General features: G+C 41.2%; 23 protein-coding genes. 18 read left to right on the top strand and 5 right to left on the bottom strand.

Annotation, left to right across the window (positions count from 1 at the left end; translation table 11 throughout):
* Window positions 1–100: 100 nt before the first annotated feature.
* Window positions 101–1,411: an ATP-binding cassette domain-containing protein gene (locus tag AC23P2_RS00005; RefSeq protein ID WP_487771295.1), complete on the top strand. Its 1,311-nt coding sequence runs from the start codon at window positions 101–103 to the stop codon at window positions 1,409–1,411.
* On the opposite strand, the gene AC23P2_RS00010 is transcribed toward AC23P2_RS00005, so the two are convergent.
* The 3 genes from AC23P2_RS00010 to AC23P2_RS00020 form a co-directional block, all read right to left on the bottom strand.
* Complete coding sequence (locus tag AC23P2_RS00010) at window positions 1,346–4,429, bottom strand: lantibiotic dehydratase (protein ID WP_487771296.1); 3,084 nt, start codon at window positions 4,427–4,429, stop codon at window positions 1,346–1,348. The two genes, AC23P2_RS00005 and AC23P2_RS00010, sit on opposite strands and share 66 nt — an antisense overlap.
* 41 nt (window positions 4,430–4,470) lie before the next feature.
* Window positions 4,471–5,649 carry a lanthionine synthetase C family protein gene (locus tag AC23P2_RS00015; RefSeq protein ID WP_487771297.1) on the bottom strand — a complete coding sequence of 393 codons (1,179 nt, stop codon included), beginning with the start codon at window positions 5,647–5,649 and terminating at the stop codon, window positions 4,471–4,473.
* A 275-nt stretch (window positions 5,650–5,924) separates the two neighbouring features.
* Complete coding sequence (locus AC23P2_RS00020; protein ID WP_487771298.1) at window positions 5,925–8,324, bottom strand: TonB-dependent receptor; 2,400 nt, start codon at window positions 8,322–8,324, stop codon at window positions 5,925–5,927.
* Window positions 8,325–8,453: 129 nt separating this feature from the next.
* Between AC23P2_RS00020 and AC23P2_RS00025 the strand changes: the two genes are divergently transcribed.
* The 17 genes from AC23P2_RS00025 to AC23P2_RS00105 all read left to right on the top strand — a co-directional run bounded on the left by AC23P2_RS00025 (window position 8,454) and on the right by AC23P2_RS00105 (window position 19,204).
* Window positions 8,454–9,476: a sensor histidine kinase gene (locus AC23P2_RS00025; protein ID WP_487771299.1), complete on the top strand. Its 1,023-nt coding sequence runs from the start codon at window positions 8,454–8,456 to the stop codon at window positions 9,474–9,476.
* Window positions 9,477–9,549: 73 nt separating this feature from the next.
* Window positions 9,550–10,281, top strand: coding sequence for a LytR/AlgR family response regulator transcription factor (locus tag AC23P2_RS00030; RefSeq protein WP_487771300.1), 732 nt, complete (start codon window positions 9,550–9,552; stop codon window positions 10,279–10,281).
* Between the two features lie 163 nt (window positions 10,282–10,444).
* The gene (locus AC23P2_RS00035; protein ID WP_487771301.1) at window positions 10,445–10,696 is read left to right on the top strand and encodes a helix-turn-helix domain-containing protein; all 252 of its coding nucleotides are present in this window, start codon (window positions 10,445–10,447) and stop codon (window positions 10,694–10,696) included.
* Between the two features lie 102 nt (window positions 10,697–10,798).
* The gene (locus AC23P2_RS00040; protein ID WP_487771302.1) at window positions 10,799–10,999 is read left to right on the top strand and encodes a hypothetical protein; all 201 of its coding nucleotides are present in this window, start codon (window positions 10,799–10,801) and stop codon (window positions 10,997–10,999) included.
* Between the two features lie 90 nt (window positions 11,000–11,089).
* Window positions 11,090–11,284: a hypothetical protein gene (locus AC23P2_RS00045; protein WP_487771303.1), complete on the top strand. Its 195-nt coding sequence runs from the start codon at window positions 11,090–11,092 to the stop codon at window positions 11,282–11,284.
* 159 nt (window positions 11,285–11,443) lie between these two features.
* Window positions 11,444–11,614: a hypothetical protein gene (locus tag AC23P2_RS00050; RefSeq protein ID WP_487771304.1), complete on the top strand. Its 171-nt coding sequence runs from the start codon at window positions 11,444–11,446 to the stop codon at window positions 11,612–11,614.
* A gap of 91 nt (window positions 11,615–11,705) precedes the next feature.
* Window positions 11,706–11,912, top strand: a complete 207-nt coding sequence (locus tag AC23P2_RS00055) for a hypothetical protein (protein ID WP_487771305.1) — start codon at window positions 11,706–11,708, stop codon at window positions 11,910–11,912.
* 26 nt (window positions 11,913–11,938) lie between these two features.
* On the top strand, window positions 11,939–12,136 hold the full coding sequence (locus tag AC23P2_RS00060) for a hypothetical protein (RefSeq protein ID WP_487771306.1): 198 nt from the start codon (window positions 11,939–11,941) through the stop codon (window positions 12,134–12,136).
* 66 nt (window positions 12,137–12,202) lie between these two features.
* Window positions 12,203–12,904, top strand: a complete 702-nt coding sequence (locus AC23P2_RS00065) for a CPBP family glutamic-type intramembrane protease (RefSeq protein WP_487771307.1) — start codon at window positions 12,203–12,205, stop codon at window positions 12,902–12,904.
* A gap of 624 nt (window positions 12,905–13,528) precedes the next feature.
* Window positions 13,529–13,711, top strand: a complete 183-nt coding sequence (locus AC23P2_RS00070) for a hypothetical protein (RefSeq protein ID WP_487771308.1) — start codon at window positions 13,529–13,531, stop codon at window positions 13,709–13,711.
* 84 nt (window positions 13,712–13,795) lie between these two features.
* Window positions 13,796–13,993 carry a hypothetical protein gene (locus AC23P2_RS00075; RefSeq protein ID WP_487771309.1) on the top strand — a complete coding sequence of 66 codons (198 nt, stop codon included), beginning with the start codon at window positions 13,796–13,798 and terminating at the stop codon, window positions 13,991–13,993.
* A gap of 42 nt (window positions 13,994–14,035) precedes the next feature.
* Window positions 14,036–14,275 carry a hypothetical protein gene (locus AC23P2_RS00080; protein ID WP_028524374.1) on the top strand — a complete coding sequence of 80 codons (240 nt, stop codon included), beginning with the start codon at window positions 14,036–14,038 and terminating at the stop codon, window positions 14,273–14,275.
* A gap of 2 nt (window positions 14,276–14,277) precedes the next feature.
* On the top strand, window positions 14,278–14,484 hold the full coding sequence (locus AC23P2_RS00085; RefSeq protein ID WP_487771310.1) for a hypothetical protein: 207 nt from the start codon (window positions 14,278–14,280) through the stop codon (window positions 14,482–14,484).
* Window positions 14,485–14,707: 223 nt separating this feature from the next.
* A complete protein-coding gene (locus AC23P2_RS00090; RefSeq protein ID WP_487771311.1) occupies window positions 14,708–15,031 on the top strand; it encodes a hypothetical protein in 324 nt (107 codons plus the stop codon).
* A gap of 31 nt (window positions 15,032–15,062) precedes the next feature.
* A complete protein-coding gene (locus AC23P2_RS00095) occupies window positions 15,063–15,527 on the top strand; it encodes a CPBP family intramembrane glutamic endopeptidase (RefSeq protein ID WP_487771312.1) in 465 nt (154 codons plus the stop codon).
* Window positions 15,528–15,684: 157 nt separating this feature from the next.
* Window positions 15,685–16,872, top strand: coding sequence for an HlyD family secretion protein (locus AC23P2_RS00100; RefSeq protein ID WP_487771313.1), 1,188 nt, complete (start codon window positions 15,685–15,687; stop codon window positions 16,870–16,872).
* 124 nt (window positions 16,873–16,996) lie between these two features.
* On the top strand, window positions 16,997–19,204 hold the full coding sequence (locus AC23P2_RS00105) for a peptidase domain-containing ABC transporter (protein ID WP_487771314.1): 2,208 nt from the start codon (window positions 16,997–16,999) through the stop codon (window positions 19,202–19,204).
* 71 nt (window positions 19,205–19,275) lie between these two features.
* Here the strand turns inward: AC23P2_RS00105 and AC23P2_RS00110 are convergent, their stop codons facing one another.
* Together AC23P2_RS00110 and AC23P2_RS00115 are read right to left on the bottom strand one after the other, a co-directional pair.
* Window positions 19,276–22,821: a VCBS repeat-containing protein gene (locus AC23P2_RS00110; protein WP_487771315.1), complete on the bottom strand. Its 3,546-nt coding sequence runs from the start codon at window positions 22,819–22,821 to the stop codon at window positions 19,276–19,278.
* A gap of 110 nt (window positions 22,822–22,931) precedes the next feature.
* Complete coding sequence (locus AC23P2_RS00115; RefSeq protein ID WP_487771316.1) at window positions 22,932–24,659, bottom strand: RagB/SusD family nutrient uptake outer membrane protein; 1,728 nt, start codon at window positions 24,657–24,659, stop codon at window positions 22,932–22,934.
* Between the last annotated feature and the right edge of the window lie 12 nt (window positions 24,660–24,671).

Genomic DNA, 24,671 nt, shown 5'->3' on the forward strand with positions numbered 1-24,671 from the left:
ATTTAACCCCACAACAGTTTATTGACAAAAATCAAAATCTCTACTTTAAAGCGGTTGCGGCTTAGGGGAGCAGGACAGAAGTACCCTGATTGATGTATTGATGGTCTTGGTCACGTCCATTTTCTTGATTTATTATTCTTGGCAGGTAGGATTGGGGGTTTTGTTAATGTTACCTGTTTATTTTTGGCTGCTTTATCGTTTCAATCAACCCATTACCGACGGGCAACGCAACGTAATGGCGTCGTATGCGCATAATGAAAGCAATTATATTTCTACCCTACAAGGCGTGAGAGTCATCAAAAATTTTGGACGGCAACCTATTTTTGGAAACCTCAATCGATTGATTTATGGGGCATTTCAAGAAAATGTATTTCGCTTGGGTCAGATTCAAATTCGACTCAACGTGTGGGCATCGGCAGCAAGTGTGTTGGTACTAATAGGTACTTTGGCTTTTACGAGTTGGCAGGTTTTGCAAGGACACCTCAAAACGGGCGAACTAATGGCGATTGTGGGGCTGAGTTCGTCGCTCTTACCATCCGTTGCCAATTTGGCTTTGATTGCTATTCCAGTCAATGAAGCTCGAATCGCCTTCGAACGTATGTTTGAGTTTATGAGCATAGCTCCTGAAAGTGCCCTAGAAGCTGCACAAAAAGCAGAAATATTGCATTTTGAAAGTTTAGAAATCCAACAGCTTTCGTACCGATTTGCGGGTCGTACCTCATTATTAAAAGAAGTAACAATGGAGGTTCGTCGAGGCGAAATCGTGGGTTTGATGGGAGAAAGTGGCAGCGGAAAAAGCACGCTTTTGCAAATTATTGAAAAGTATTATCAACCCGAAGGTGGTCGAGTATGGCTCAATAAAAACGTGTATTGGGAAGAAGTGAGCCATAAAAATTGGCGAAAATTACTCGCTACTGTGCCGCAGGAGGTGCATCTTTTTAACGGAACGGTTTTGGATAACATCTTGATGGGTGAACCAGTAATTGAAACTGAGTTCTTGGATTTTTGTACCGAATACGGTTTTGTACCTTTTTTAGAAAGCCTTCCGCAAGGGGTGGCAACCCTTGTGGGAGAAGAAGGGATTAATCTATCAGGTGGGCAAAAGCAACTTTTGGCTTTAATGCGGGCTTTATACAAACGTCCTCAACTGTTGATTTTAGACGAAGCTACCTCGGCAATGGATAAACACACCGAACGATTTGTACTGAATCTGCTTGATTCGTTGCGCTCTAAGATGGCAATTCTGTCGGTATCGCACCGAACAGACGTACTTCAAACCCATTGCGACCGCGTGTATGTGTTGGAAAATGGAGTTGTTAAATTGACGCCTGTCAGTTTTTCTGAGTCACAAAGCAACCTCCAAATACAACCTCGATTTATACTGCCGACAAAGAAAATCGTATATCACTAACTCGTGTAGGCGTTGATGGGCAGGAATAAGCCGATTGATCAGCATGTGTATGTAGCTGCCTAACCAATGATTTACTTGTGAAGGAGAAGATGAATGTAGGATTTCATAAGCAATAGGGGCAATTTTTGCTGATTTAACTGAGAGAATGTCACCAAAAATGGGCGTAGTGTTAGGGTGGCTATCAGACAGAATGTCTTGCATCGTGGTGCGATGAGTGCGGTATTTTTGGTCTAATTGGCGTTTCAGCGCTACATCCATGTTGAATTCTTGGGCAAAACTGTTACGTAATGAGTTCAATAAATCAAGCTTTCGTTGAAAATCGAACTCAAACGAATCTAAAAGCGCATCAATGGCCCGAATCCCATATAACCAACGTACTTCTTCGCGTGCGTCGCCTTCGGTGTGTTCAAGAAAAGCTAAAATAGCTTCGCTGTCGTAGTAGAAAAGCTCCTCAGCAAGTTCAATCGTCTCAAAACCATATCGCTCCAGTTCCCGCTCGTAGGTGTCAACTTGTATTTTCCAAAGGTATTTAGGCAGCAAAGCGGGTTGCAAAAAATGGTTGAATAATTGAATCACTTCCCCAATTTGAGCAACATCTGTTAGATGAAATCGAATCCGTAAGTGATTGTCAGGGTCGGAATACCGAATAAAAAACCATTTGTCAATTAACCTCCTGTGTTGCAATTCTTCGCAGAGTGGTTTGACAAAAGCCACCAAGACTTTATCCGCAGCTTTTACGCCACCGTATAGTTTGAAGTAGAGCCACTCCGAACCAATAGAAAAACGGCGCGTTGAGGTAGAAACAGGACGGCTGAATACAGAAGAAGAATAGGCCGATGTTTGCCGAACCAGTAGTGCAATACATTGATTTACAAAGCCATTTCGGGAGACCGTGTCTTGAAAAGTAGGCTGGGTGTGTTCGTACAAAAACTCCTTCAATTGGAGTTGAGTTCGGTTTTTGATGGCATCTTTGAACGCTCGGACACTTAACGGGTTTGCCCAATCAACAACCAATTCATTGTCACCGTCGGCCAATGTCAGCAAGCGGTTTTGAAACGGCGGAACGTCAAGTAAAGGTTGGTCGGCTAGAAGGGCATCAATTTGCTTTTTTTGAAGTTGCCAGGTGGCGGGGTACAAAAGAGTGTTTTGGTAAGTAACACGGGGCAAAAACAGAAACTTTTCGGCTAAGTTGCCCCAATCAAAACCAAAACGACTGCGCTTGCCTTGATGCTGTAAGTCGCACAAAAATTGATATGCAGGCAGGCTATTGTGACTATAACTATGTGCATTACTAAGGCGGGGTACGACTATTTTGTTGAGCCTTTGTGAACGTAAGATAATTTCCCCCTGCCGTACCGAAACGTACAAATCTTGTACCGAAATTTGGTTCTCTAAAGGCAACGAAGATTGGCCCAAAAATGGAATCTCATACGCTCGAAACGCAGGATGAAGCAATATATTTCCTGTTCGGCTTTCGGGCAAATGGATGATTTCCGCAAATACCACTTGGGGATTCTGGGCTTGTTCTGCCTCAGTAATGTCATTAACGGTATCGGCTATGTGTGAGTCTCCATGTGCAAAACGCCCCAAAAGATAGGCCGCACTCGCACCGCCTGCGCTTTCAATCAATACCCGTTTTTGCTGATTTTCGTCTTCTACCCACCTAAATAGCACCGAAAATGACGAAGGTAAGTCGTCCCAATCGGCTGGAGGGAGTTGTGCTAGGTCACTAGGTTGGAGATCAATAGCGTATTTTTTTTGTTCCGTAGCGGTTTGCAGTTGTCGAAAGAGCCACTCTTGAATAGGATTCCACTCTATCGGCTTGTTTTCTTCTGAGGTAGGTACTGAAATATCTTCTACCAGAGGCAGCAGCGGCGTGCCTTGATTGACAAGGTAGCCGATGCCTATCTCGGTATCCAATGCCTCTAGGAGCGGTATTTCTTGGGTATCATAACGAGCCAAGAAACGCTGGGCAAAGGCTTCTAAATGACTGTTTTTTCTTTTTGTCGATAGGCGATTGAGTACTTCTAAAGCTGCTTGGATGTCTTGCTGACTTACCAAGGGGAGTTGCCCTTCTGGTAGTTCTCGAAACAAATCGGTTTGAAACAGTTTATTTTCTTCTATTGTTACATTGAGTGTTTTGAGGAGTTCAATCAGTTGTTCATAATCAGAAATGGAGTTGGTTTTCTGATTATCTAACCCGTTAAGAGATTGATGAATTTGGTCTAACTGATTGATAATAAGCCCTACCTCAGAGGATTGGGTTTGGGTAAATACCTTCTCCAACACCTGTACAATTTGCTGCAAAAAAGACACTCCCGTGATGGTTGGCTCCAATTCCGAAACCAACAACTGGGCGGCGATGAGTTCGTTAATAAAAAGTTGGGCGTCGGAGGTGGTGATTTCATCGTTGACCAACACCCCAACCAAATCAGTATAACAAGCCCCCGTTTGGGCGGTTTTTATCACGCTTTCTAAGTAGTCGGTAGTATCAACTGCGCTGATTTGATGGTTCCGTTTTCCTTCTACATAAACATACTCCACATATCGGAGTTCGTTGCCTATGGGATAAAGACTACTGTTGGGAAAATAAGTAAGATAAGGACGAATGTTAGGGTTTTGTGCCAATGACAAGGCCAAAGCGCACAAAAAATGCATGTCGAGGCGGGTATGTCTTTGGGTATCTTGCTGAGACAGTGAAATGGGGGTGGCTTCTCCCCATTTTAAAGCCGTACAACTAGCAAATAGCCCAAAAGGTGTACATCGACTCATCATACGGCTGTAGTACTTGGTGAGCGACGCCCAAAGTTTCTCTTCTTTACGTTTCTCCAACATTGCCCCATCGCGCCAGTCAATAGCCGTGCGATAAAGAGAAGGAGAAGCCAGAAAAATAGCCTCCAAAAACCAATCTTCGTGTACCAACGCCCGAATATGGGTTTCTGTGAGGCTTTCGGGGCTAAAAGGCAAAAGAGGATTTCGGACAACGACCGTAGGATGAAACGTATAGTGCTTTAGCATAATCATAAGAAAATTCCCATTGGCGCAGGACGCTTGCAGGGTTAGGGGGCCATCAAAAACACCTTTGCCCAATCCAACTGCTCTCGTTTGTGATAGATATAATTCAATAAAACAAGGGAAATCCCTGGGTAGCCATTGAGGAGTGAGCCTTCTTGGCCTTTGAACGTCTCATGTTGGAGGTCGTGGTCGAGAAAGGCAATGGTTTTATCAATCCACATTTGATAGCTTCGATAGTAGCCGTCGTTGCCAGTGAGTTTGTACAAGGTATAATACAATTGCGCCACGCCTGCCGCTCCGTGGCACAGGTGTGAATCGCTCACGAGGGTAGCCTTTTCGGTTTGGCGGCGGAGGGTACTCACTCCACACAGGTCGGCTCGGCGGCGCAGTTCGGGGCTTTCCAAAAACGCCGCTGCCCGATACATCAGCAAAAGGATGTTGAGATCTCCGTAGCACAAAGCCAGCCGATTGCTAAACTTGCCTTCTTCTGTCTCTGCGTTGAGTGTGAGTGGAAAGAGCGAAAAATCGGTTTCCTGATTGGCCGTTCTTTGGTGTTTGAGTATAAAATTGACTCCGCGCCTTACCACCGACTTTGCCAATTCGGTCTGTACTCCCTTTTGGGCAGCTTGCATCAGAATAATCATAAAAGCCGTTTGCCCGTGCGATAGGCTAAGGTTAATAACTGTTTCGTCTTGGGGAGAGAGGATATTAGGAAACCAAAGTCCGTCGTCATCTCCCTGTACTTCATCTACAATTTTTTGCACCAACACTTCGGCACGCTCACGGAAGAGGGGGTTGGAAAGCCGCTCCAAAAAATAGAAAAGTATGCCAAAAGCTCCGTGCCAAAAATCCAACTTGCGCTCTGTAATCATTTCTAGGGCCGACTCATACGCAAAGGTGTCTAAGTCGGCCAAGGTTTCGTCTAGTTCAAACTCCAGCCACTTTTGGCGGTGCAGCATCGTGACTACGTAGCAAAACCCTGCGGCTCCTACGCTCATAGCGGCGCCACTGAGCTGAGGGGTATCGTTGTTGAGGTTGTCAAACACCTCGCCAAGCACCCGCAGGCATTCCTCTTTGTGGGTGTACTCGCGGGTAGCTTGCCACTGATAGTAGTATTGCCAGACTACCCCGAGCTTTCCCCCAAACAGCCCATCGTTTTCGTACTGAACCTGTGAGGTAATAGCTTGTATTTTGTCGAGATAAATAGCAGCGGTGTGTTCCATATCGTTGTTTTTTGAGGCAAACTACACCGCCAACCTATCTCTTTAAAAAAAATATACCAAACTGTGTTTGCCGCTGACGAAGTAGGCGTTTGGGCGGGTGAAATTACACAGTAGGCCTACAGGAACGTCCCCCTTCGTGTGTTAGTTCAGAATCCGTAATCCCTCTAATTTCTCCCTTATGCCTTGTATTTTCATTTAGTTTAGTAATAGTCGATTTTTTCAATATGAGGATTGGTTGTTTTACTGTTTTCATTTTTTAGTTGGTTTGAAATTTATTACTGGTTTTTATCAATTCTAGAGACTTCTTTATCAATTCCCATTTTCCTTTCTTTTACTTTTACATTTTTATTTCCAAATTTATAATTAAGAGAAAATAACAGAAATCGTGTTTCTGCTTTGCGTTTATTGAATCCCTTTTGGACATTCGTGTCATAATCTTGGCCTACATAAAATGTATTAAAAATATCAGAAAGGCTTAATCTAATTTCTCCATTTTTATGAAATACACTTTTTTGAATACTTATATTTGTTTGAACAAAAGGACTTATTACATATATTCCTAATGTTTGAGGTGAAACATAAGAAGCAGTAAAATCGGCACGCCAGCCATTGTTGAAAGTAAAAAAGTTGTTGGTATAAGCATATAAACCATTTCCATTTCTATTCCCAATTCCTTCAATACCTCCTAATTGATTTCGAATCTGAAATAAATTTAGACCACTGACAGTCCGCCACCTATCGTTAATTGATTTTCGATAACTAACGTCTAATGAAAAGAGCTCTTCTTTTGGTTTATTTACAACTTGAATAACTCCAACGTTATTTCTTAAAAAATAAACTGAAGTCTGGTCATCGATAACACCGCTGTAAGACAATATAAATGACCAAGTTTTATTGTACAGATAACTGAGTTCAATATTGGTGGTAAGGGTAGGCCTTAAGAGAGGATTTCCAATCGTAACCCTATATGGATTGGTATAAATAATCTGATCATTTAAGTTACTATAGCTTGGTCTTGTAATCTTTCGACTATAACTGACTGAGAACTGATTAAGGGCAGAAGGGTTATATTGCAAAGAAGCACTTGGAAACAATTGTAAATAGTTCTGTTGGTTGGCTTTGGTACTATTTTGGGTTTGGCCTTCGGCATAGCTATCCTCTAAACGTATTCCTAATTGATAGTCAAGCTTTTTGACTTTGGCAGAATAGTTTACGTAGGCCGCGTTGACGGTTTCGGTATAGTCATAGACAAAACTCTTTTGTGGGTCGGTAGTCCATTTGCTGTCGGTTTGCTGTTGGTACTTAAAATCGGTATTTACTTTGGTGTGTCGTAACTGAAAGCCCGATTCTAGGCTACCTTTTTGGGTTGGATGAACGTAAGTACCGCGCAACGATTGAATTTGGATGGGTTGTGTCCACGGAAGATTTACTTCAAGTGCAGGGCGGTAGGCAAGTAAGCGAGTGGCATTAAAAAACTGATTGTTGATACTTTCCTGAAAGTCCGTATGGTAGAAGCCATAATCGGCATCTATGGCGAGTTCTCGCCCTTTTTGCTTGAAGCTGTGCTTAAAAAACAAGTTGGCATTGAGGTTTTGGTAGCGGACGTTACCTTTGGTTTGCTGCGTAATGACAGAATCCAACCGCGCCTGGTTACTGATTTCGGTAGCCCCATTGGCGTTGCGTCCCCGAATGTTTTGATCGGCTTGCAACAGTACCCCTACTGTTGTTTGAGAAGTAATGTTATAGTCTAAGCTCAATTTTAGAAACTGAATAGTGCGTTTGCGGTTGTCAAAATCGGTATCCAGAAACGAGGTGGCAAGCGGGTTTTTAAGGGTACGGGTTGCTTCCAGATTGAAGTACTGTTGGATAAATTGATGGGTATAATTACCCGTAAGACTCAATTTTTGGCCTTTGTGGTTGAGCAATAGCCCGCCGTTGTAGCGCGGAAGTCGGCCTGTGCCAACACCTGCCGTCCAAGTACCCGTAGTACCCAAGTTTTTCATTTTTAGGGTACGGATATTAATCACGGCCTTGCCCGTGGCGTCGTATTTAGCCCCAGGATTACTGATGAGTTCAATCTTTTCGATGCTGTTGCTCGGCATTGCATTTAAGATGCCTTCGAGGCTTTCGCCAGAGACGTTGGTTTGGCGGCCATCTATCAAAACAATCGCTTCTTTGCCCCGAATACTGATGCTATTTTCGTTGATAATGAGCGAGGGAGCGTATTTTAAAACATCGACAATCGTCCCCGCATTGGCCATTACGCTTTCAGCCACGTTTACGATGGTTTTACCCGATTCCTCGGTGAACAGGGGCTTGGATGCCCGCACCTTTACCTCTTTGAGATTGATATTTTCTAAACTCAAAGCAATTGTAGGCACAGTGATTTCGTCGGTTTCACCAATGGAAATCCGTATTTTTTTACTACCGTACCCTACATAATTCCCAATGATTTCATAGTCGCCTTGCGTAAGTTTTTTGAAGGTATATTTTCCGTTTATATCCGAGGTTGTATAGAGTTTTTCGTTTATTGTTGTAAGTTGAATAGTAGCATGTGGCAGGGGTTGATTCGATAAGGAATCTAAAACTATGCCATTTATTTTTTTGTTGTTATTTTGGGATATTGAGTTATGGCATAGAAAAATTAAAGAAAATAACAGGCATAGTGGTTTCATGTCTTTTTGCTTTATATTTGCCCCACAAACATACAAGATAGCCTATAACTTTTGTGACTATTTTAGGTGAAACTGTATTTGCAGCTGACGAAACTGCCTTTGCTAATGACAAAACTGGAAAACCACAGGATGAAAATATCCCCTACCTATCGCCAACTACTTCTCCATCTGGCTTGGTGGGTGTTTTATATTGGGAATTTTTTTATAGCTCAATATGTCCGTAATCCTAAGTATGAGTGGTTTATCATAGATATGAGCTTGTACTTTTTGTCTGATATTTTATTTTTTTACTTTTTTGTTAGTGTTACCGCAAAGTATTTATTCAATAAACAAACTATCTGGATAGGCATAGGATTTTTTCTTATTAATGCTTCTATATTATATGGGACAGAAGCATCAAGAGTAATTTGGGCTTACTATGCAGGATTTTATGACCAAGTTCCCAAGTATTATTTCCAGCTTCATACTCTTTTGCTGGCCTACCTACGTGATGTAGTCCAATTCACTGGTTATGGGACAATGTATTGGTTTTACAACCGATTTTATGAACAGCAAAAAGAAAAGGTAGAATTAGAAAAACGCAGTCACGAGATAGAGGTATCGTTTTTAAAATCACAAATCAACGAACACTTTACTTACAACATGCTCAATCGGTTTCATACCGAAGCTTCCAAGTATTCTGAGCAGTTGGCCGACGGGATTTTGTCGTTGTCGGAGTTGATGCGTTACTCCGTGAAAGAACACGAAAATACGATGGTGACCCTGAGTGAAGAAATAAAGTACACCCAAATGCTGATTGCCCTCAATCGGCAGCGGTTGGATAACCAAGTGGAGGTTAATTTTGACATAAAAGGTAACTTAGAACAGCCCTGGAAAATCCCGCACTTGTGTATCCTTACATTGGTAGAAAACGCCTTCAAACACGGGGCGCTCAGGCAAGTACCCCTCCAACTGCACCTCAAAGTAACGCAAGAGCAGCTGTGGTTTTCGACCAAAAACAAAATCAAACCCTCCATCAGCGAGCCATCTACGGGGATTGGGGTCAAAAATTTGGGGCGAAGGCTCGATTTGCTTTGCGAGGGTAGAGCGACGCTTGAAGCCCGTATTGAAGACAATTATTTTTATACAAATCTGGAAATAAAAGCCCCCTGAAAGCCCCCTGCCCCCCAATGGGGGAATAAATAATACGTTCGCTATCAATTCTTCGTACAAATCGCTCAAAAAAATGCTCAATTGTATCATCATTGACGACGAAGCTGACAATATAGAGAAGCTTCAAGGTTTTATCCAACAGCACGGAGGTCTGCAATTAGAGTTTTCGACCACTGACCCCATCAAAGGAATGGACTATATCAAAGCCCATGACCCCGACCTGATTTTCCTGGATATTCAGATGGACGAGTTGTCGGGGGTGGAGTTGGCCAAAGTGATCAAAGACAAAAAGAAAATCGTTTTTACGACCGCTTCTGACAAATATACCTTGGGTGCTTTTGAAGAGGGTGTTTTGGATTATATATTGAAACCCTTCGGCTACGGACGGTTTGAAAATGCCGTTCAAAAAGCACTTGACTATCAAAAAATCAGGCAAGAAACCACCGTTGAGGCCACGCCCTCACCCGTGAAGGTATCGGGCGACTTGTTTTTGAAAGGCGAGAATAAAAGCAAGCTGACCCGCCTCCGTCTCGAAGACATCTATTACATACAAGGTATGGGCAACTATGCGGGCTTTTGTACCAAAAACGAACTCTTATTGGCGCTCATTACTTTCAAAGAATTAGAAGAACGGCTTCCTCATCCTGCGTTTATTCGGATTCACAAATCGTATATCATCGCTTACGACTCAGTGGTGGCCGTAGATGGCAACGAGGTCACTATCCGTACCGACAAAAAAGACGTTCAAATCCCGATTGGTGCCATGTATCGCGAGCAATTCCTGACGCTGATTCAACGGAAATAGTATTACCTTCTTTTATTTCATCGCTTCTAAAGCCAATTTTGTCATTGACAAAGGCAATTTTACCTATTTTATTTGCGATAGGTAGAGGTTTGAGTGCATGTTTGTAGGGTCGTTTGATGAATTAATTAAACCAACACAGCCACCTTTAAACTCCTTTTGTCCAATGGAAAAAATTACCATCAAAGTTCGCAAACTTCGCGAGATTTATGGCTACTCTCAAGAATATGTAGCCTTCGAAATGGGTATTAGCCAAGCGGCTTACAGCAAAAAAGAAAGTGGACGAACCCGCTTCACCTTAGAATGCTTGGAAAAACTCTCGGTATTATATCGGTTTTCGCTGATGGAACTCGTGAGCTTACCAGCCCAAGAGCTCTTGATACGGGCCATTAGAAATACTGATCGCTTGGCGGCGTAATCAACCCTGTTATAAACTACAACTTTTGGTTATTGAGTTCGGGAGGGGTGAAGTACTACTTTTGTTACGGTCAATGAAACAAACACGAAACAAAAGAAAGCCATGAACACACGTCGAATTTGGGTCGTAGCAGTGGCAACCATAGGCCTGACAACGGCCTGCCGCAGCGAAGAAAACGACGTCCAACCCGAAAAGTCTCAACCAGTAATAGTAGCTGCACCCGTTGGTTCGCCCAAGCCACTACCCAACCCTCACGAGGAGTATCAGGTAAACGGTGGACTCTCGTTACGAAACTCAAAGTAACCTAACGAAGAGTTATAAAGTACAACCAAAAGTTATTGGAAATCAACACTTTAGTAAAGTACCTTTGTCACAGCAAATCAAACAACAGCCATGAAAACATCAAAAAAAGTAATTGCCTTGGTAGGAATCGCGCTTTGTAGTGCCTGCTCCGAAAAGACCACCGTTCAGCCAAAAGAGTCGGCAGTGACGGTGATGCAAACACCGCAGCCAGAGCCTAAGAGCGTAGCTGATAATGCTCCCGTACAAACGGTGATGCCACAGCCACAAGCTACCCACCAACGCTAACAAAGTATCACCTTGAGAAACAAGCCGTGGAGGGCTCCAACTGCACCTCCATGAGAATATCGGCAAAATGCCACCCACCGACGGTAAGTGAGTAGCTCCACGGCCTGTGATCTCAAGATTTTTTTAATTTATTTTTTTACTTTAACCATTTTTTCAGCCATGCAAACGCAAACAAACACAACACAAAACCTGACCGATGAGGAATTGGTCAACACCACAGGCGGCGATGGATACGCGCCTAAAAGTTCATCACAGGATTACACGGCTCCTACCCCACAGCAAGCAGCAGAGGAACTTTTCAAAATAGTTACAGGAACAGTGTATTACTAAGCCTTAAAATTTGAATCTCCCTTGTGCCATCCCGGGTAGGCACAAGATGATTATAAATCAATTTTTTTAACAACTAAACAGCTTGAAAACAATGAAAAATTTAGAAAATTACGGAGTTCAGTGTCTTGATGAAAATGAGATGCTATTAATTGAAGGAGGGTTTATTGGAGACCTTATTGAATGGCTTGATAAAAATTGGGTTGAGTTGAAAACTGCAGCAAAAGCCGCATACGATAAAGCTATGGGAAATTGTAATTGTAACATAGCAAAAGATCCTAATATCAATCAATTGCAATAATCAATCATATAACTTGTAATAAAAATATGAACTCTCTCATTACTGAACTTTCTCACCAAGAAATAATAGATACTAATGGTGGTGTCGATCCTACGACAAAAACTTCTTTAGCTAATGACCTAGGAGACTTTGTTGGAACTACGGCTGCTGCTTTAGTATGCGGAGCAAAAGTAGTTTCTTCATATGTAGAAGCTGCTTATAATAAAGTAGCAAGTTGGTTCTAAATAATTAAATCAACACCCCCATACTCTTGTTATGGGGGTCTATTCCCATTTTTTATTACTCATTTTATGTTGTACTATATAAAAGATTTGTGGCTTTTTATTCATAAACCTTCGCCGACTATTTATGATAGTAACAAAACGGTCAAAGAGAGGGTACTTAGCGTTTTTATATATTATTTGTGGGAAATTATCTTTTTATTTCCTGTAATTGCAGCCCTTGCTGTATTGAATTATTATGGATTACTACCTGAAAATTCTAATAAGTTAAACACGAAAACTGATTTTTTTGAAAATTTATTTTTGATATGCTTAGCTGTTCCGTTTGTCGAAGAGATTATTTTTCGCTCTCATTTAGCAAGCCCAAGATGGAGCATTGTTGCCTGTTTGGTCTCTATCGTCTGCGGCATGTTATTCGTTTTTGAAATTATTATAGTTAATTTTAATTCAAAGTTGCCGATTTTAGTTAGTATATTTCTTATAAGTGTATCTTCATTTTTATTCTCTGACCAGTTTTTAAGAAACTTTTATAAAAGATACTATTTTGTTATTTTTTATTCTATTGCATTTGCCTTCTCTTTAATTCATCTCACAAATTTTGATTACAAAAAAACACCATTCATTCTTTTTCCTGTGCTACTAACGGCTCAGTTTTTAGGAGGAATATTTTTAGGATTCATTCGGCTAAAATACGGTTTTTTTTACTGCGTACTATCACATTTCTGGTTCAACTTCACTTTATTAGTAGCTAAATATATTGATAATATATAAATTTAAATAATAGAATAATTGTGTATTTAATAAACTTTGTTTCATGGTTTATATGATATATATATTTGACTAGATGTAGTTATAAATAATGAAGATTTGTCTAGTCAAATTAGATATTTTTAGGTAATTTAGTTTGTTTATTTTAGTATATATTTTAGTATTTCTAGATATTTATGAAATAACATCATATTTTTCTTCAAAAAATATTCGTACAATAAATCCGTGAAATATGAAAACCGAATCATTTATTTACACATTACTAATATTTTTATTGGTTGTGGCGTTTAGTTTTTTTCTTAACGTAGGGTATATCTATATTAAGGGAGGTGAAGTTACAGGTATTTTTTCAGAATGGGTAAATAAAAGCCTTCGAATTACAGATATATTACCTAAACTGTTTTTCTCTATCCTACTAGGGTATTATTTAGTAAAGAAGAATAAATAAAGATAAATCGAATATTTTGTGAGACTACGGGCGAGTTTTTAAGTATTTTCTGCTAAGTTGCTCATAATCTTGTGATTTTCAAGTATTATATAACACCAATAACTTGGACATTTTGAGGTGACTATTTATGAAAAATTGCTAATAGTTTTATTCACTCATTTGAGATTAATTTCTAGTTGTTGGAAATAATCTTCTCAGATACGCAAACAAACACAGTAGAACTGACTCAAGTAGAATTAACAAACCTTGTGGGAGGTGATGGCTATGCACCTTCAAGCCAAGCTCAAGGCGTCACTGACCCAACTCCTCAACAAGCCGCCGAAGAGCTATTGAAACTGACTACGGGGGTAGTGTATTATTAATCGTTGAATCTCCCTTGTGCCATCCCGGGTAGGCACAAGATGATTATAAATCAATTTTTTTAACAACTAAACAGCTTGAAAACAATGAAAAATTTGGAATTGAGTGGATTTGGCGTCAGTGAATTGACTTCAAATGAAAAGAACGAATCTAATGGCGGCTTAGATCCAGTGACAGTAGGTGTAGTTTGTGGAATTATTGGCGCCATTTGGGCAATTAATGAAATGTCCAAAGATGCACAGGCAGGTTGGAATTCATACAAGCCTAAAAATATGAGTTTCTAAGGTAATTTTACTATTTTTAAACATAGAAAACTATTTGATATTATGCAAAAGCTACTTTTGATTGCAGCCATTTTGATTGCTTTACTGAATGTTAACTATCTAAGCATCTTATTACAGGGAGGCACGGTTACATCAAGCAAATACATGGGTGGTATGTTTATGCTTTCGTTAGTTCTTCTATTTATGTGGAACTTTCAAAAAGACAAACTTTCTATGTTTAAAATTATTTTAATTATTTTACTCTTTGTAAATTTATTTTTTTTCTACTTTAAAAATAAATAAAAATGCAACTTTTCGAACAAAATAATAATCTGTTAAATTTAACAGATTTGGAATTATCTCTAACAATGGGCGGAGCTGATTCTCCTAAAGGGATTGTACAGTGGACTTTTTACTATATTCATTATGCTGTTGATGAGTTTGTAGGGGCATCACAAGCATATGCTTCACAAGGAACACTTTCTGTCGGAGTAGGAGCTGCTATTCGCTAAATTTATGGATTAATCAAAACGCTTAGGTATAGTACTTAGCTATATTTAAGCGTTTTTTGCACTAATAATATTTTTTAATAAAATTGGAGAATCCTAAAATAGGATTTATTATGATTCCAAATTGATACTACTGAATAAATAGAGACAACCAATTAATTATCAATGTTTTAAAAGTAGAAAATTGAAGCGACAATTGATAGTCCATTTTTTTAACTCAAAAACGATGAAAAAGAATTTATTAATTTTTACACTTTGCTTTCTTATTGAAATTTTTCTTATTGGGCAATTATTACTTACAAGTAGTAGTAATGCCTTATTAAAAGATTATATGAAACTAGGAGCCATTATTTTAAATATTACTGTTTTCATTTGGATTAGTACTGTTTTCAGAGAATACTTCAGCACAAATGCTCCAATTAAGTCAATTTTTGCATTAATTATTGTTATAATAGCTAATTTATTTTTTGGAATTTACCAAGAAAATTATTTTTATGTAAACTTGATTTTACTTGGTACTTTGTTTCAGATTTTTTTAAAAAAAGAATAGCGCCTGATGTCTTTATTTAACTGAATAAGTAATGATAAAAACAATGCGTTTTTTTGAAAAGACCTCTATATTGTTGGTAATAGCCTATATGACAATACTGTCGATAATTCTATCCAATATTTTTGCAGCAATAAGTGGCATCACGGGAGAGAACTTGAAAGGTGTAGATTTTTCGAAGTACAGCAAGACAGAAGAGTTTGTATTAGTCGTATTTATTGCTCCTTTGATAGAAACCTTGATTTTTCAATATCTTGTCATTAAAGGAGTTAGGTATTTGACCAAAAATATACATATACAATGTATAGTATCTGCTGTATTATTTTCACTCAACCATAACTTTAACGTATTGTACATGATTGATGCCTTTTTCATTGGCTTAATTCTCGGCTATACTTTCTTAATCGCCAAGATAAAGAAAAGTTATCCTTTCTGGGCAACTTTTTTAGTTCATCTTCTTCTCAATTTTTACGTTTTTGTTGTGAGACATTATTTGTAAAATATCAGAATATTCTGTGGCCTATTTTATTACATATGTTAATTAATGGGGTAGCGGCGTTGTTGAAAACGTTATAACCTTTCTTCATAAAGTAGTCAGAATAGTTGTTGAAAAGCGGTAAAGGCGGAGTGCATTTTTGTAAAAAACTTAGATGCCTATGAAACCTTCACAATTACCTCCCGCCGAAATCGCTCCTTTTACCACCGAAGCTTATCTGCCCAAAGTCACTGTTCGCAGCCAACTGATTTATGTATTAGTTTTGTTAGCGTTGGTACTGGCGTTGGGGAGTTTGCCATTTATTAAGGTGGACGTGTCGGTGCAAAGCACGGGAATAATACGTCCCGCTGCCGAGCGTAACGAATTGAAATCATTAGTGGCTGGGACAGTCGCGCAGGTATATGTTCGGGACAATCAGCGGGTTAAACTCGGACAACCTCTACTACGTTTGCAAACGGATATGCTGGACACTAAGCTACGCCTTAATCGGACACAACAACGTGAAAAAGAGTTGTATATCAGCGATTTGAAGGCGCTTGTACAGTTAGACAAACAAAGTCTTAAATTACTCTCGAATCTGGGTTCGCCGTTGTATCGTCAACAATACGAGCAATTTCGCTGGGCAATGACTGAAAATCTACAAATGCAGCGAAAGCGTAAACGAGAGTGGGACATCAACCAAAAACTACTCGACGAAAAAGTAGTCGCCGCCCTCGACGTAGAAGATAAAGCTTTTGCTTACGAGAGCGTACAGGCGCAGTATCAAACGGCCTTTGAGCGCCAAATCGGTGAGTGGCAAACAGCACTCATGCAACACCAAATGGCGGTGGAAGAGCTAAAAGCTCAAGAAAGGCAATACCTCCAAGAACGCGAACTATATACCATAAAAGCGCCTGTGGAAGGACATATACACCAGTGGATAGGAAAATATGCTGGAAGTTACCTCCAATCAGGGGAACTACTGGGAATAATCTCTCCTGACTCTAACCTCATCGTGGAGTGCTATGTAGCGCCCAAAGACATTGGTTTACTGCACAAAGGCATGAAAGCAAGAATGCAACTGGATGCGTTTGACTACAATCAATGGGGGTTTGCCGAGGGGGTAGTTCAGGAAATTTCAAACGATTTGAACGTGGCGGAGAACCAGCAACCTTTCTTCAAAGTGAAATGTTGGTTGCTGCAAACCCATTTGTCTTTACCCAATGGATATGTAGGACAACTTAAAAAGGGAATGACTCTTCGAACGCATTTTATTGTGACCGAACGCAGCCTTTTTGACCTACTGTACGACAAAGCCGACGATTGGCTCAATCCGAAAGCCCCCACCATCAGACCTTCCAAGTTTTGATTCCGACTATTATCAAACTTGGAAGGTCTAAACCTCAAAATCACACGACACTTCAAGACTTTCCAAGTTTTGATTTCGACTATTACCAAACTTGGAAAGTCTAAACCTAAAAATCACAACAGCCATGTTTTCAAGAAAGAAAAAAACGGAAGTTAAACAACACGACATTACCGACTGTGGGGCAGCTTGTTTGGCGTCTATATCAGCCCATTACAACTTATTGTTGCCCATTGCCCGAATTCGCCAATATGCCTGCACCGACAAAAAAGGAACGAACGTATTGGGGATGATAGAGGCCGCTCAAAAGCTTGGTTTTCAGGCAAAAGGGGTAAAAGGAAAATTTGAAAGTTTATTAAAAATCCCGATGCCAGCCATTGCCCACGTAATTATTCAAGAACGACTGCATCATTATGTAGTGATTTATGAAGTGACCGATAAGCACGTGGTGGTGATGGATCCAGCCTTTGGCAAAATTGAGAAGAAAACGTACGAAGAGTTTCAGAATATTTGGTCGGGGGTATTGATATTGATTCTTCCTGATGAAACCTTTGAAACAGGCAATGCCAAAGAATCGGTGATGTTGCGTTTTTGGCAATTGATTCAGCCGCATAAGTCGGTGATGATTCAAGCACTTTTTGGGGCGTTGATTTATACCGTACTGGGGCTATCGTCTTCGGTTTATATGCAAAAAATCGTTGATAATGTACTGGTCGAAGGCAACCGAAACTTACTCAATTTGCTGAGTGTAAGCATGATTTTGATTTTGTTGTTGCAGTTGGTCATTGGTTCGATGAAAACGTTCTTTGCCCTACGTACTGGTCAACAAATTGATGCACAGTTGATTTTGGGATATTATAAACACCTGATGAAGCTCCCACAGCAATTTTTTGATACCATGCGAGTTGGAGAAATTATCTCCCGTATCAACGATGCTGTTAAGATTCGGGCTTTTATCAACGATACGGCGCTTAACTTGGTGGTCAATGTATTTATCATTCTTTTTTCGTTTGGAATGATGTTTACTTACGACTGGAAACTGGCCCTGATTATGATGGCTATTGTGCCTTTTTATGCGCTCAACTATTGGGTCGTTAATCGGCTTAATAAAAAGCATCAACGAAAATTGATGGAGAAAAGCGCGGAGTTGGAATCGCAGTTGGTCGAGTCTTTGAATGCAATGGGGACAATCAAACGCTTTGGTCTGGAAAGTTTTGCCAATATCAAGACTGAGACGCGTTTTGTAAAGTTATTGGAAACGATTTTTATTTCGGCCAAAAACTCCGTCTGGTCGGGTACGGCCTCGGAGTTGGTGTCGCGGTTGTTCACGATTATCTTATTGTGGGCAGGGTCGGGATTTGTGCTAGACAAAGAGCTAACACCTGGCGAACTGTTGTCTTTTTATGCGTTGATTGGCTATTTTACGGGGCCAGCGAGTAGTTTGATTGGGGCTAATCGGGTGGTACAGGATGCGCTCATTGCCGCCGACCGCCTTTTTGAAATCCTGGATTTGGAGCGTGAAGCTACTGCCAATAAAATAGATTTGACTCCCACTATGATTCGAGACATTGTTTTTCAGGACGTTTCGTTTCGTTATGGTACGCGGGTGCAGGTATTTGAGAATTTCAATTTGAAAATCTCCAAAGGTAGTATTACGGCCATTGTGGGCGAAAGTGGTTCAGGTAAATCTACGTTGCTGTCGCTGTTGCAAAACATTTACCCCTTACAAAACGGCACTATTTTTATTGGCGACTACGACATCAATCATATCAGCAACCATACCTTACGGCAGTTGGTGAGCGTTGTGCCTCAACAAATTGACCTTTTTGCAGGCAATGTCATTGAAAATATTGCCGTGGGCGAATACGAGCCTGATATGCAGCGCATTTTGGACATTTGCCATACGCTTGGTATCAGCGAATTTATTGAGAAATTACCCAACGGCTTTCATTCGTATTTGGGAGAAAACGGTGCTAATTTGTCGGGGGGGCAAAAACAACGCATCGCCATTGCGAGAGCACTGTATCGCAGTCCTGAAATTATCATTTTAGACGAAGCTACATCGTCATTGGATTCGCTATCCGAAAAAGCAGTTCAAACTACGATTCAACACTTGCGAGAAGCTAGTAAAACCATCGTCATTATTGCCCACCGTCTCAGCACGGTTATGAACGCCGATAAAATTGTGGTGGTAGAGTCTGGCAAAGTAATTGAAGAAGGACGCCACCTTGAATTACTCGCAAAAAAAGAAGCCTATTATCAGCTTTGGGCGTCGCAGCACGGCACTGAGGTACGTGAAAAAGCATTTGAACAGCCTCTTTCGTTGGCTGCCTAACAAAGTTTATCTGGTTGACGTATAGTTATTTCCGTCAGTTAATCTTAAACGATTAACCGACGGAAATTCTTCTACAAAGCCTTCCGCTTTTTCCCTTTAAAATCAACAATCTCAACTGAAGCGTCATGTGTCGTTAGTGCCAACTTACGCGCCGACTGTGATAAAAACGAGGCACCATAATAGAGTTCTTGGCGGCGTAGCGTTCCTTTTTTGTCACGAATGAGCGCGTACGCATCTTGGGGCCGCAATGCTACCCATTTAAGCGAAGCACCGTTTTGGCCAAAACTCCGCAAAGAACCACGGTTTTGGGTAGCAATCAGAATCCGACGTCCTGCTTTGTTGGTCAACTGCGCCAATCCTTTGGCATTTCCTGGTACATAAAAGCCCGTTTGGGTTTGGAGCACTGGCACAAAATCGCCCTTGCCGTTGCCTTTGAGCAATAGTCCATTAGAAGCATCGTATCGGCCTGAACTGGTTTCATTTCCAAAATCGTTGGCCACTATCAAGACATCCAAGAAACCATCGGTATCGAAATCCTCGACAATCATCCCGTTAATTGGAGCGATTTGAGCTAATATTGGCAGAGGCTTAGTTTTGAACGTTCCATTTCCCGTATTTTCGATATATACCGACTGACAATAATTAATGTCTAGCTGAAGGGCTTTTTTTCGTTCTTCTTCCGTCAGCAGGTTATCAAAGGTCGCATTGGCAAAATCAGCATATTTCTGGAAACGCATTCTTGTCTGAATAAACTGCTTGATGAGATCTTCGCGCCCATGAAAAGGCACTCGAATAGGTTTGTTTTCAGGGTTCAAAAAGTAAACAAACGGAATGGCATCGTAGCTACCATCTTGGTTAAAATCGCCTGCCAATATAGTCAACGGATGCGTATCAGAGGCTTTGTTGAGGGTGTTCAGCCCAAGGTTTCCTGCGATGTAATCGGTATCACCGTCGTGGTCGAAATCTGCGCCTACTAAGCTACCCCAAAAGCCTTTTTTAGTGTCGAGTTCGGAGTGTAAAATGTCGAATTTGCCCTTTTGGTTTTTGAGCAAAGTCAACGGCATCCATTCTCCCGCAATCAACAAATCAAGCCAACCGTCGTTGTCGGCATCGGTCCAAAGTGCGTCACAGGCCAGACCAAGGTTTTGCAGGGCAGGCGCAGTTTGGGACGTCACGTCAGTAAACTTCACAACTCCTCCTTTGGTATCATTACGCAAAATATAACTGCTAGCAGGGGCTGGATATTGATCAGGAATGACCCGCCCCGCAACAAACATGTCCAAATCACCATCACGGTCATAGTCGGCCGCACGTACACACGATTTACTGGTTAATAAAGCGGGTAAAGCTCCCTGAGCAAACGAGAACTGACCTTTGCCGTCGTTGAGATACAGGCGGTCCTGATAACCCAAATCATTGGGGCGTAATTCATTTCCGCCACTTGCAATGTACAGATCATTGTCGCCATCACCATCAGCATCAAAAAGCAACGTACCCAAATCCTCAGATGTTTTTTCGGCACCTTCTTTGTCGGGCAAGAGGTCGGCAAGGGCAAAGCTACCCGAAGGATTTTGTAAAAAGAAACGCCCTTTGTACTGGCGAGAACCGCCCACAAAAAAATCGTCAAGGCCATCGCCATTGATGTCGCCCGCCGAAACTGCTGGCGGATATTGAGAAAGCTTGTGAGGCAGCAGTTTTTGAACGTTAAAGTCAATGTACTCTACTTCTTCGTGCTTCCAGTTGAGGTGTAACGAATCGTTTAAATCCGTAAAATAATACCTCTGATTCTGGGTAGGCGCTACATAGTTTTGCGTTGCGTTTGACTGCGATACGGTCAGAACCTGGTCTGCCTTAATGTTTTTCAACACTTGTTGTTTTCCATTAGGCCATACAACCGTTGCCGAATCAATCGCTTGATGATCGCCCAAACCAAAATGCGCTACTGGCTCTACCGTTGACAAATAACCACGGTAAGGAGAATGTTCATAGACTTGGGTATTATTTCCGTGGTAATAGAGCGTCATTTTAGCGCCAAGTCCGCTGAGGTTATGCCCCTCCCCTTTAAACACGACCCGCAAATAGTGGGCTTTTTCGGGTGTCGATTCCACCAAGTTGTTACGATATACAAAGGCAGAATCATTGATGTTGTTGCTCACGAGGTCGAGGTCACCATCGCGGTCTAGGTCAGCATAAGCCGCACCGTTACTAAACGATGCTTGGTTTAGCCCCCATGTTTCTGAAACATCTTTGAAGGTAAGGTCACCGTTGTTTTTAAAAGCGTAATTAGGAATTTTAACAATGGGAATTTCACCCAATAAATAGCTTTTAGGCGCAATAGAACTACTTTCTGCCCTGAATTGACCAAAATCACGGTCGGTCACATCCCTTGGGAAACCATTGGTAATGATGAGGTCACGAAAACCGTCGTGGTCAAAATCAGCAAGCATAGGTGTCCAGCTCCAGTCCGTTTCTGCCACGTTGGAAAGCATACTTATTTCAGCAAAAGCGGGTTCATTGCTATTGGGTTTATTTCCCAGATTTAGTTGAAGTGTATTGCGAACATATTGATGCGTAAAACCAAACAGGTCATTGTTAAGGTATGTTTGGTAACTATTGGGGCCCATGAGGCGTTTTTTGCGGGCATTGTCTTTGGGCAACATATCCACCGCCACAATGTCCACAAGGCCATCATTGTTGATATCAGCCACGTCATTGCCCATGGCTGAGTTGCTGGTGTGCTTAAAATAGTCGGCTGCTTTATCGGTAAAAGTACCGTTTCCGTTATTAACGTAAAGCAAGTCGTCGGTCAGGTAATCATTCGTAATATAAATATCCTTAAAACCATCACGGTTAAAATCGCAAATGTTAATCCCCAGCCCATACCCTTCGATTTGAATACCCGCCTCTTTCGACACATTGGTATAAACAGGGTGATTAGAGCCCTCAGACCAATCGCAACGGTATAGGCGGTCGGTGGTGGGCGACGAGCCATCGCGGCGTTTTTCATGGAACTGGTTGGGGTTGCTTTCAATGGTATTGGTCAGAACGTATAAATCCAAGTCTCCATCGTTGTCATAATCAAAGAAAGCGGCATTCATCGAATGCCCACGGTCGTCGATGCCATATTCATGCGCCATTTCTTTGAAGGTAGGCACACCATCGCTGTTATTTCCTTGGTTCACAAAGAGCAAATTAGCGCGCTGGGACTCTATGCCTTTGGTGGTAGCAGTGAGGTAAATATCCATTCGCCCATCAGCGTTGATATCCACCAAACTTGCTCCCGAACACCAGCGTCCTAGATTTGAAAATGCTGCTTTTTTACTAACATCCTCAAACTTCATATTGCCTTTGTTGAGGTAAATGCGGCTATCGGCTTGGTTTCCCGAAAAAATAATATCTGGTAAGCTATCACCATTCATGTCCGCAATACCAACTCCCCCACCATTATAGACATACTCAAAGTCAAGAATATTCAGCGTGTCGTTTTCAACAATTCGGTTTGAGAAGTCGATGCCCGTATCGCTAACTTCTAGTTTCGAGAAAAGGGGTTTGTCTTTGCAAGAGCTCAAGAAAAAGAAAGCAAACAGACTAATAACAGCAAGGCGTGCGACAACCATACGCTCAAAATTTATGTAAATGACTGGATAAAAATACAACCTACTCTATTTAAACAAAATCGGCAAGTCAAATGACTTGCCGATTTTGAGTTGCAAGAAATAACCGAGGATTAATAGCCAGGGTTTTGCTTTAAGATTTGTTCTTTGCTATTCAACAAGTCTATTTGGCCTTGAGGTATAGGGAACAACGCATATTTAGCTTCATATTTAGCACCACCTAATGCGCCAGGCAACAATACCTGATCATATTGTAGATACTTGTTAATGGCAGCTACATCCTCACCCCAACGTACTAGGTCATAGAAACGGTATCCTTCCATTCCTAGCTCAATTCTTCTTTCAAAGCGAACTGCTGAACGAGCATATTCTTTTGTTGGGAAAGCATCGTACAATGCAATTTTATAATTAGCGGCAGGCTTGCCATCAATCATCACGTAGTCAGACGCATTGGCTGCTCTACCTCTTACCATGTTGGTATATTCGAGTGCTTTAGCCAACGACCCTACTTCAATTTCAGCTTCAGCCGCCATTAAAAGTACGTCAGCAAAACGAATAATAGTAACGTTGTAAGCATTGTAAGTTTGGTGTCCCCAACCTCCTGTTTCAGTTAAGCCCGCCGCTTTTTCAGCTTTGGTAAACAAGTATTTTTTAGGAGAGTATGGACCACCGTTTGGTTGGTTACGAATCATGCTAAAGCCTGTGTGTGGGCCCCAATCCAAGAACGGAATACCTCTACGGCCTACTGTATGGTCTAACCGTGGATCAAGTGGCCCTGCATCTGGCGTGAAAGCCACGTCAGATTTAATACCCATATCCGTTTTAACTGCATTGGCAGGAGCATTGTAAGTACCATCCAAAAGTGGAAGTCCTTTTGCATCAGTGCGGAATGAGTTTACGAATTCAAAAGACGGTTGGAAGAAGCCGCAGCAAGTACCAGGATCAGATCCTTGAATAAAGTTCAATTGCAAATCAGCGTTGGCATTGTTTCCATTTCCTGATTTAACAGTTGCTTGAACTGCAAACACCGACTCCGCATTATTGTCATTGGCAACACGATAAAGATCTGAATATTTAGGAAGCAAAGCATATTTTTTACCACCTGTTGTTTTACCGTTAGCGATGATTAAATCAAACAACGCTTTGGCTTCTGCGTATTTCTTTTGATACAAATACACTTTTGCCAAGTAAGAAGCCGCTGCCCATTTGTTGGCACGACCAACCGCAGATGATGTTTCTGGCAAATCGTTGTAAGCAGTTTTGAAATCATCCTCAATTTTTGGCCATAGCTCAACATCGTTTTTCACTTTGTCGATTCCGTTTGAAAGATTCTTAGTTTCATCAACATAAGGTACTAGGTTGAAGTTTCTTTTCAATTGGAAATAGAAGTGGCCTCTCAAGAAACGCGCTTCCGCAGTTATCAACTTGATATCTTCCGCTTTTACGCTTGGCTGTGCTTCTTTCAACAAAGCCAATACAGCATTAGCGCGCGAAACACCCTCAAAATAACTTTGATACACGTTGGCGGCTACAGGATCCGTCGAGTTGTATTGGAATGTTTGAATAGGGTTCATTTCAGAACCGTCCCCTGGGTCAGTACCTTTGTTGGCATCTCCCCCTCTAATACTTCCAATCAGCCAGTTTGAAGGCCCTGAGTGGGTTTGACCTAAAGCACTCAATTGAGCGTAGGCAGAAATTAAACTTCCGTCCAAACCAGCTTTGCTGGTAAGTTGTTCTTTAGCAAGTGAGCCCGTTGGAGGCACCTCTAAGAAGCTATCTTTACAGGCATATCCCGCTAATAAAAGAATGATGCTTGCTATTGAAAAGATTATTTTTTTCATTTTGTTGTTCAT

This window comes from Runella sp. R0.1_18 (assembly GCF_057652155.1).

Bases quoted from the DNA above. Each gene is read 5' to 3' on its own strand.
- AC23P2_RS00095 (WP_487771312.1), top strand. From the start codon at position 15,063: ATGATAAAAACAATGCGTTTTTTTGAAAAGACCTCTATATTGTTGGTA.
- AC23P2_RS00045 (WP_487771303.1), top strand. From the start codon at position 11,090: ATGAAAACATCAAAAAAAGTAATTGCCTTGGTAGGAATCGCGCTTTGT.
- AC23P2_RS00010 (WP_487771296.1), bottom strand. From the start codon at position 4,429: ATGCTAAAGCACTATACGTTTCATCCTACGGTCGTTGTCCGAAATCCT.
- AC23P2_RS00035 (WP_487771301.1), top strand. From the start codon at position 10,445: ATGGAAAAAATTACCATCAAAGTTCGCAAACTTCGCGAGATTTATGGC.
- AC23P2_RS00030 (WP_487771300.1), top strand. From the start codon at position 9,550: ATGCTCAATTGTATCATCATTGACGACGAAGCTGACAATATAGAGAAG.
- AC23P2_RS00080 (WP_028524374.1), top strand. From the start codon at position 14,036: ATGCAAAAGCTACTTTTGATTGCAGCCATTTTGATTGCTTTACTGAAT.
- AC23P2_RS00055 (WP_487771305.1), top strand. From the start codon at position 11,706: ATGAAAAATTTAGAAAATTACGGAGTTCAGTGTCTTGATGAAAATGAG.
- AC23P2_RS00085 (WP_487771310.1), top strand. From the start codon at position 14,278: ATGCAACTTTTCGAACAAAATAATAATCTGTTAAATTTAACAGATTTG.
- AC23P2_RS00075 (WP_487771309.1), top strand. From the start codon at position 13,796: ATGAAAAATTTGGAATTGAGTGGATTTGGCGTCAGTGAATTGACTTCA.
- AC23P2_RS00020 (WP_487771298.1), bottom strand. From the start codon at position 8,324: ATGAAACCACTATGCCTGTTATTTTCTTTAATTTTTCTATGCCATAAC.
- AC23P2_RS00065 (WP_487771307.1), top strand. From the start codon at position 12,203: ATGTTGTACTATATAAAAGATTTGTGGCTTTTTATTCATAAACCTTCG.
- AC23P2_RS00015 (WP_487771297.1), bottom strand. From the start codon at position 5,649: ATGGAACACACCGCTGCTATTTATCTCGACAAAATACAAGCTATTACC.
- AC23P2_RS00090 (WP_487771311.1), top strand. From the start codon at position 14,708: ATGAAAAAGAATTTATTAATTTTTACACTTTGCTTTCTTATTGAAATT.
- AC23P2_RS00050 (WP_487771304.1), top strand. From the start codon at position 11,444: ATGCAAACGCAAACAAACACAACACAAAACCTGACCGATGAGGAATTG.
- AC23P2_RS00060 (WP_487771306.1), top strand. From the start codon at position 11,939: ATGAACTCTCTCATTACTGAACTTTCTCACCAAGAAATAATAGATACT.
- AC23P2_RS00110 (WP_487771315.1), bottom strand. From the start codon at position 22,821: ATGGTTGTCGCACGCCTTGCTGTTATTAGTCTGTTTGCTTTCTTTTTC.
- AC23P2_RS00105 (WP_487771314.1), top strand. From the start codon at position 16,997: ATGTTTTCAAGAAAGAAAAAAACGGAAGTTAAACAACACGACATTACC.
- AC23P2_RS00100 (WP_487771313.1), top strand. From the start codon at position 15,685: ATGAAACCTTCACAATTACCTCCCGCCGAAATCGCTCCTTTTACCACC.
- AC23P2_RS00115 (WP_487771316.1), bottom strand. From the start codon at position 24,659: ATGAAAAAAATAATCTTTTCAATAGCAAGCATCATTCTTTTATTAGCG.
- AC23P2_RS00040 (WP_487771302.1), top strand. From the start codon at position 10,799: ATGAACACACGTCGAATTTGGGTCGTAGCAGTGGCAACCATAGGCCTG.
- AC23P2_RS00025 (WP_487771299.1), top strand. From the start codon at position 8,454: ATGAAAATATCCCCTACCTATCGCCAACTACTTCTCCATCTGGCTTGG.
- AC23P2_RS00005 (WP_487771295.1), top strand. From the start codon at position 101: ATGGTCTTGGTCACGTCCATTTTCTTGATTTATTATTCTTGGCAGGTA.